Here is an 8,087-nt window from a genome sequence, read left to right as displayed (position 1 = left end):
ACAAAAGGTATGTCCCCCCGTGAATACAGGGAACATACCTTAGTAATTTAAAAAATATAATTTTGTCTAACTTTTCTGTTGCACTTCAAAAAGGTGGTTTGGCTGATCTAGCTTATTATTATGATGATAAAAACCTTGATGGTACGCCAAAAGAACCAATCACTTCACATACAGGTATCAATCCCAAAATTTTTCATAGTAAGAATGGTCGAATTTATTGGGGATTTACTGGAGCAACTGGAAAATTTACTGAAAATAATCTACTAATTTTTGAATCGCTACCTTCTTTTGTTGACGTTCAAGCTAAACCAGAAATTTGGAATGACAACTCTAACACCACAGTTACTGAGGGAAGTCACGTTAATACCAAAGATAAGCTAACTTATAAGTACCATTTAAATTACGTTGGATATACCAGACGTTGGAAAAACATCGTTGCTCAAATTACTACTCCCGACAATATGGCTTTTCACAGTGGCGAAATTATTTACAAAGATGGTTCTAAACAAACCATTCCTGATACCGCCTTTAAACAAAAAGTCATTGAGGTTAAACTCAATCGTCCTTTAGGTCTTGGTAAAGATAATGCCACCGTTATTTTGCACGGTGATGCCGCGACAACTAGCACGACAACTCTGAAAGTTCCTCAAGCACACGGGCATTTTAGTGGTGATAATTTAATTACTGATACTGAAGCACCATCATTTATGATCGACCCTCGCACAATTGTTTTATCTAGTGATACTAAGAATACAATTCACATCAGTAAGAAACAAGACGTCTATATTCCCAGTAAAGTTGATTATTTAGGACAAGGTCAGGTCAACTTGTCTAATCTAACCGTATATAAAAAGGTTGGCTCTAGCGATTACATCCCAATTGAAAATATAATCGATAAAGATGGCAATTTCACTTTACACGTTAAAAGTAGCGAATTAGCCGATGACATCACTCCAATTTCGTTCTACGTTAAGGATAATTCCCAAGTTAATAATCTAGGTGAAACTCCCGCATTGAATCGACAAATTCAAGTCGGTGGGACTATATCATTTGGATTTATTTCAGACAATATTTCATTTCAAAATATTAATTACAGTAGTCGTCGGCAGTTGATTCCCCGATTCAATAATTGGAATGTCAATATAATCGATAGCCGCGTTAAAGGATCATATCGAGCTGTTCAAGCGACTGCTTCCCCTCTTATAAATACTAAAAATCAAACATTTGATGGCAAATTGATTTACCGTGAAAATTCAAATAGTCAATTTCAAGACCTAAGTACTCCGGTCACAATCTTTGAGTCCCCCAAAATGACTGATGACACTAAAACCCAAGACATTACTTCAAATTGGGCTAAAGATACTGGTATCCTTTTATCTACCAATAAGAAAATCAGTCCCGCTGGAAAATATACCGGTAGTATTCAATGGACTATCTTAGACACTCTTTTGAATAATTAATAAGATGCGATTGGGATATCATCTAAACTTGCAGCATAAACGCGGAACATAACATAGCAATTTCTTCTTAAAACAAATAGCACCAGGTAATCAAAGAACGATTACCCGGTGCTATTTGCCTTAATGCTCGAATGACCCTGTTATGTCCCGCTCTTTTTCTTTAGCTACGATATCCCATGAACATTGCAAACATCAAAATTATTAAAACTATTGTCGTGATAATGACATACAATTTATCATGTTCTTTATAAAAAGCGTAAATAGAGACAACCACTCGCAAAACTGGCGTCAAAATCAATAAGAAAACACCCAACATAATTACTGCATAAGACTTTCCAGCAGCTAAGCCAGCAAAAATTGCAGAAAATCTAGTTGGATAATCTCCCGGATTATAACCACTGCCACTCATAAAATACAATCCCATACCAATTAGAATGACAATTGCAGACGTTATAACGCCGATACGGAGAATTTTACCAATGATTAATTCGACTTTCTTAGTCTCTTCATGTGTATTCATTAGATGTTCACCCCAAATCCTTTAAGAGCCATTTGAACTCCCATGTACAAAATGATTGGAATGAAAATCATTCTGATAATTCTTGGCTTCAAAACTTGCATCAAACGGGCACCAATTGTAGCACCTGCTAAAACACCAATAGCAAGTGGCGCTGCAATATCAGGACGGATCGAACCATTGAAAAAGTAGACAGTGGCACTGGCAGCAGCCGTGACACCCATCATTAAATTACTGGTAGCACTAGATGGTTTCAAAGGCATCTTCATAATTGTATCCATAGCGATAACTTTGAAAGCACCACTACCAATACCTAATAAACCACTGGCAAGACCAGCAGCCCACATCATGACAAATCCACCAGGAACATTTTTCATTGAATAATCAACTTGTTTTTTCTCAGATTTATCATAATAAGTACTAGCCAATTTGAATTTGTCGACAATCGGATCGTATCCGGTATAAACATTTTCACCTTTTTTATCCATCAATTTACGAACCATATTGTAAGTCGAATATAGTAGGAAAAAGCCAAACAAAACATACAAGAAACTACTTGAGAAGACACCTACCAATAAGGCACCCATAATTGCACCAACAGTCGTTGCAATTTCCAAAAACATCGCGACACGAAGGTTCAGCATATCGTCTTTCAAATAAGCAATTGTAGAACCGGAACTAGTTGCAATAACTGAGATGATACTGGCACCAATGGCGTACTTGATATCTAATCCCATCATAATTGTCAAAACTGGGGTGATGATCATACCGCCACCAATTCCCAAAATTGCACCTAAAACTCCAGCTCCCACTCCCATTACTAAAAGTAGTAGCATTGAATTCATTATTTTTCCTCTTTCTTTTCCTCTTCCTCATCATCCTTATGATTAAAGTTTTCTAGGGAAGTTTCATAGTTACTTTTCATTATAGCCATTGTGTTCTTAATTTCATCACTTTTAAGCTCATTTTCAGAAATTAAATCAATATGGAATTTTGAAGCATTTAAATAATCACAAGTAGTTGAAAGATAAATTTTGGTTGCTACTTCAGCGTCATCATCGAAAAAGTGTGTCACCTTTTTGGCATCAGCGAATGGTAAATTGATCACACCACTTTCTAAATAATAATCGATTGGAAATTCTGCATCTGCCACATGTATGACGATTTGTGACAGTTCATTATTGGCTAAATCTTTTTCCATTTGTTCCTTAGCGGTATTTATTGCCCACAAATCTTCTTGAAGCAAATCATCCTTACTAATATCAAGTTTTGTTTGCTTAAATTTTTCTTCCTGAATATTTTCGATAAAATCAGCAATTTTTATTTTCATTATTTTCTCCTAAAGATACATTTTCAAAAACTTTTCCACAGTTTCCTGATATTTTTTTGAATCTACATAATAGCTTCTAATGTGGACTCCTTGACTTTCATAAGACATCCGCGGAAATTTTCCACATGTTAATAACTTTTCACGCATAAAAAATGGTACTGTAAAATCATTACGCCCATGCATAAACAGAACTGGACGTGTATTTTGACTCAGTGCTTTCACGCAATCCGCCTGTTTATAAGAAAAACCAGCCCGAACTTTACTTACTAATGAAATCCCTTTAATCAAATATCTGCCTTTAATATGATACCTTTTTTGACAGTGATAACTCAAGATATCCGCGGCACTTGTGTAGCCAGAATCTTCAATAATTAGTTTAACATTTTTAGGCAAGTCAAATTTTGTCGTCAACATAACTGTAGCTGCTCCCATGGATGCACCAAAGAGAATTATTTTATTATTTGGCTTGAACTTTAAAATTTGCTTGATCCAATCAACGACATCACTACTTTCAATAGCACCGAAACTTTGATACTTACCTTCACTTTGTCCGGCTGCTTGATTATCGATCTGTAAAACATTTAATCCTAATTTATCAAACAACTGAGCATGAACATTTAACGAAGTATGATCAACTCCAAAACCGTGCACTAAGATAACCGTCGTCGAACTTTGATTATCCGTAAACCAACCAACTAATTGATTGCCATTAAAACTCGAGTGAATACTCATTCGAATCTTTTTCTTCTGTAAAAATTTTTCCGTATTTTCTACTAGTCCTTCATCCATCGCAACTTTAGGTGCCTCGCCACCCAAAGCTTTAGAACCCCGCTGGTGAATGTACAAAAAAAAGGCGTTCAGAATTAGAACGACTAGTAATAACAATACCAAAATCACAATCATGATATTCCCTCACTTAAACTAATTCTTTAACGCCTATCATTGTGAATGCCACAATAATCATTGAAACTGTAATTCCGACAAATAACGTTGAAAATGACATCGCAGTAATGATCAAACTTCCGGCATAAGGTCCCACAGCACGTCCCAGAGAACCGAAAATACTGTAAAAACTTTGGAAAGTTCCTCGATTACGACTAGTCGACATCTTACTCAACAACGCTGGAATAGTTGGAAAGACCATTGATTCTCCAACCGTCAAAACTAACATACTAGCCACAAAAGCCATATAAGAGTTAGCTTCTGGCAAGAGTAAGAATGATGATCCCATGATCACTGTTCCAATAAAAATTTGGAATTTCAGTAACTTGAAAATTTTGGAAATCACGCGATTCATTACTGGTTGAATAATCAAAAGTGAACCAGCATTGATCGTGAAGACTAACCCAAATTGTCTAGTTGTATAACCATTATTTAACATGTAAGTTGACAAATTACTGTCCCATTGTGAGTAACCTAACCAAACGATAAAGATTGCGGCACAAATAATAAAGACATTTAAATTGAATCTTGCTGAACCAATAATGCTTCTCGGATCGACTTCCTCTTCAAAATTGGTAACTTCTTCATTAGATTCTTCATGTTCCGAGACATGCTCCAAAACATTCGCTTTCAAAAGTAAAATAATTGTACTAATAACGAAAAGTAACATTGGAATAAAGAAAGTAAAGAAGATACTCCATTTGAAAATAAAACCAACTGCAGCAGACCCGACTGCAATACCAATATTTGAAGCCAAATACATATTATTAAAGATGACTCGACTATTACTACTCATCTGTTCAGCTACAAAAGCTGTATAGGCGTTAACACCAGTATAAATCAGACCCATTCCAAATCCTAAGGTAAACAGCATAATGGCATAACTTGGCCAAACATGATGGAACGACATTCCTAAAAGTGAAACGATTGAGACGGCATAACCAATATACATTGTCCCTCGCTTAGAAAATCGATCAAACAGAATCCCACCTAAAGCATTTCCAACCATCATGAATGCAGAATAAACCATCAACGCAAATCCTGATGTAACCAAGGACTCACCTAAATTTTTATGAATAAAAATTGAATTGACCGGCAAAATGAATCCCATCACCAAGTTAAACGCAATACTCAATATTAATAACCATATTCTTTGTGCTCGCATTCTTTCACCTCTTACATAAATTTTTTCTATAAAAAAAACCATGGTATAAATCAACCATGGTTTTTTTGGTAGTACTCAAATTGAGCAAATAGATTCCTGTTCACATCAGGTTTCTATAGATATCCCTCACAATCCGGTGAGTGGTGCTTGATATCCTACCTTCTAAGTGCCGTCCAAATTCGACGGCTCTCGACTCATCGCACAATTCTCATGATAATATATTATGAAAATAGTTGCAACTCTTTTCATTAAAGATTTGGATTTTCGCTGACCTTTTCTTCAGTCCAAATCTTATAAATCAAGTTCAATAAGCCGCCCATTTGGCCATCTACACCGTTATACATCCAACGATAGATACATACATCTTTATTCATTTGATCTTCTGGTGGATTAGCACTATTAGCCGTCACGATAATATCAGCTTCTTTTGGATCACTAACGATTTTTGCATAAGGGAGTGATTGTAAAGTAACTGACAAATCAGAATAAACTAAGAAGAATGATTCTAATTCTAAGTATACTTTAACTTGAATATTCTTATTGTAGAGTGAGAAGAAACGGTAAGCAATCGCATAAATAGCCTCTGAAATCTGTTTAGCTTTTCCATTTAATGATTGATATTTATCACGCAACATCAAATGTTGAACGGTTGAATAGATCTTACTCTCTAGTCCTTCATCATTAAGCTTACTAATTGCATCACCAAAACCAGAATAGAGATTTAAAATTTCAATATAGTTATGATCTAATGCCAAAACACCAATGATACAAGTTGTTAAATTATATTTATATCTCAAGAATTCACTATGTGACATTGCCATGTCTGAAATTGTTTGCTCAACATCAATTGGAATTAATTCCAAGAAATCATCAATGAAGTTAGCAAACAATGGATTGTAGCGAACTAATTGTTTTGAAACTGATTGCAAATAATCTTCAGAAACTTCAAAAGTGGCTGGTACACACATTAAGAGAATATAGAAGTCAGCTGATTGGAACATTTGCTCCTCATAACTGACATCTTCTTTGATAGCTCGTTTTAGCTCACGAACTTTTTCACTGCCAGTATCACCTTCAAGCATTGAACCAGCACTCTCAAAGATATTAGGGAATGGATAATTGATCACATTCAAAGCATCCATATTTTGAACATGATTGCCCGCAATAATTCGATACAAATGTGCCATAACTACATAAGCATAAAACATCTTAGTAATATAATTAGTTGGTTTTAGGCGATATTTATCCAAAGCAATATCTACGACTTTGAAAGCTGTTTTTTGAGTGAAATCTTCAAATGGCCAGACATATCCCCTAGTAGCATTCCAATACAATGCCGCAATAGCCAGACGAATCGATTCCTCATCACCAACAAAGCGCATTGGTTCATAAGCTATTCGTACTCCAAAACGTTTTAAATAGCCTCTCATTGGCTTTAAATGACGTAAGACCGTGGCCTTACTACTTTCCAATGTTTCATAGAAATGTTTAAAGGAAGTCTCTTTTTCCTTAACAATGGCATCTAAGAATAGATAACCATCAGAATTAGTCGTCAAATAGGCGTGATAAGCATCTCTAGTCACACCGAACATTTCTTCAGTACTATAATCTTCCTTTTTCAAGATCTTTTTGAAGTCTTCTTGAATCCCCAAGAAAGTATTATAAACACTACCGTAGCTCTTATTCATCTGATATGCTGCTTTTCGTAAGTTAATATCCTTAACTTGAATATCACGATTACGATAAGTTCCGATGAGATCTGCACTAGCAAGCTGATTTGTTCTTATTAGTTTAATTTTATTAAACAATTGAATCTTTTCAATTTCTGATTTCGATAAAAATAAGTCAGTAAAGCTATCCAAAAACTCCACCCCCGTAGATGTAATCAATTATATTATATTAAACTACACTCATAGTTCTAAAATATATATTTACATTATAGTAAATATTTTTCTTAATTAGTAACCTATAACATTTTATAACCCAAATAAATAGACATAATATTTATAGAAATATGAATATATTTTAATATCTATACCAATAAGTTATTTTACGCCTTATTTTAAATAAGTATAGTCCCCGGTCTCATCATAATTTAGAAAAAAATTATTTTCATAAAAACCAAAGAAATTGATTGAAATAATCACCTGTTTACAAAAATCGATTACCAATCAATCTTATAATATCGGCATTTTTCAAAATTGATTCGATAATCAGATTTTTATTTTCTGAAATTGTACAATTGGAACATATTTATTCAATATTCCAAAATAATATAAAGGATTTTTTTATATGAAAAAATAGCCTTCATTCCAAACTAATCACGTAGTCCTTTCTTAAGTATGGTTAGTATAAGATGCAGTCTTCCGTACAAGCTCTGTGATGAGCCAGTCGCCAAATTCTTGTTAGTGCGTCGGCAGCGTTCCAGCTCATCACAGGGCTTGTGCTCCAGACTAAATAGAAGGGTTTATTATTTATTCTATTTAACTCTAAAACTAAATAAAGGAGCTGAATTAGTGCTACATGCATTAATTCTATCGAATAAGCCAAAGGAAAAATAATATTTGAAGACACAAAAAAAGGAACCTACCAAGTAGATCCCTTAGGTTGCGTAGCGACTATCTATCCTCGCGGGTAGTTTCCCACCAACTACTTTCGACGTGAAGAAGCTTA

Annotated in this window: 7 protein-coding genes; 1 reads left to right on the top strand and 6 read right to left on the bottom strand. The window is 34.6% G+C overall.

Annotated features, from left to right (window positions below; genetic code table 11):
• The first annotated feature begins 62 nt into the window (after window positions 1-62).
• Window positions 63-1,460 (top strand): hypothetical protein, encoded by a 1,398-nt coding sequence (locus U8521_RS12680; protein ID WP_334352939.1) that lies wholly within the window; start codon window positions 63-65, stop codon window positions 1,458-1,460.
• Between the two features lie 160 nt (window positions 1,461-1,620).
• Here the strand turns inward: U8521_RS12680 and U8521_RS12675 are convergent, their stop codons facing one another.
• The 6 genes from U8521_RS12675 to U8521_RS12650 all read right to left on the bottom strand — a co-directional run bounded on the left by U8521_RS12675 (window position 1,621) and on the right by U8521_RS12650 (window position 7,285).
• On the bottom strand, window positions 1,621-1,980 hold the full coding sequence (locus tag U8521_RS12675; RefSeq protein ID WP_334333551.1) for a DUF1634 domain-containing protein: 360 nt from the start codon (window positions 1,978-1,980) through the stop codon (window positions 1,621-1,623).
• Window positions 1,980-2,822 carry a sulfite exporter TauE/SafE family protein gene (locus U8521_RS12670; RefSeq protein ID WP_442886002.1) on the bottom strand — a complete coding sequence of 281 codons (843 nt, stop codon included), beginning with the start codon at window positions 2,820-2,822 and terminating at the stop codon, window positions 1,980-1,982. Before U8521_RS12670 ends, U8521_RS12675 begins: the two co-directional genes overlap by 1 nt.
• Entirely contained in the window at window positions 2,822-3,307 is a 486-nt protein-coding gene (locus tag U8521_RS12665) for a hypothetical protein (protein WP_334333552.1), read from the bottom strand. The genes U8521_RS12670 and U8521_RS12665 overlap by 1 nt, the downstream gene beginning before the upstream one ends.
• A gap of 9 nt (window positions 3,308-3,316) precedes the next feature.
• Window positions 3,317-4,210, bottom strand: a complete 894-nt coding sequence (locus U8521_RS12660; protein ID WP_334352938.1) for an alpha/beta hydrolase — start codon at window positions 4,208-4,210, stop codon at window positions 3,317-3,319.
• 13 nt (window positions 4,211-4,223) lie between these two features.
• Window positions 4,224-5,414: an MFS transporter gene (locus U8521_RS12655; protein ID WP_334333554.1), complete on the bottom strand. Its 1,191-nt coding sequence runs from the start codon at window positions 5,412-5,414 to the stop codon at window positions 4,224-4,226.
• 248 nt (window positions 5,415-5,662) lie between these two features.
• Window positions 5,663-7,285: a helix-turn-helix domain-containing protein gene (locus tag U8521_RS12650; RefSeq protein WP_334352937.1), complete on the bottom strand. Its 1,623-nt coding sequence runs from the start codon at window positions 7,283-7,285 to the stop codon at window positions 5,663-5,665.
• Between the last annotated feature and the right edge of the window lie 802 nt (window positions 7,286-8,087).

This window comes from Companilactobacillus miaonis, from assembly GCF_036913615.1.
GTDB lineage: Bacteria > Bacillota > Bacilli > Lactobacillales > Lactobacillaceae > Companilactobacillus.
Note: the sequence above shows the minus strand (reverse complement) of the source record. Positions and strands in the feature narration are given on the sequence as shown.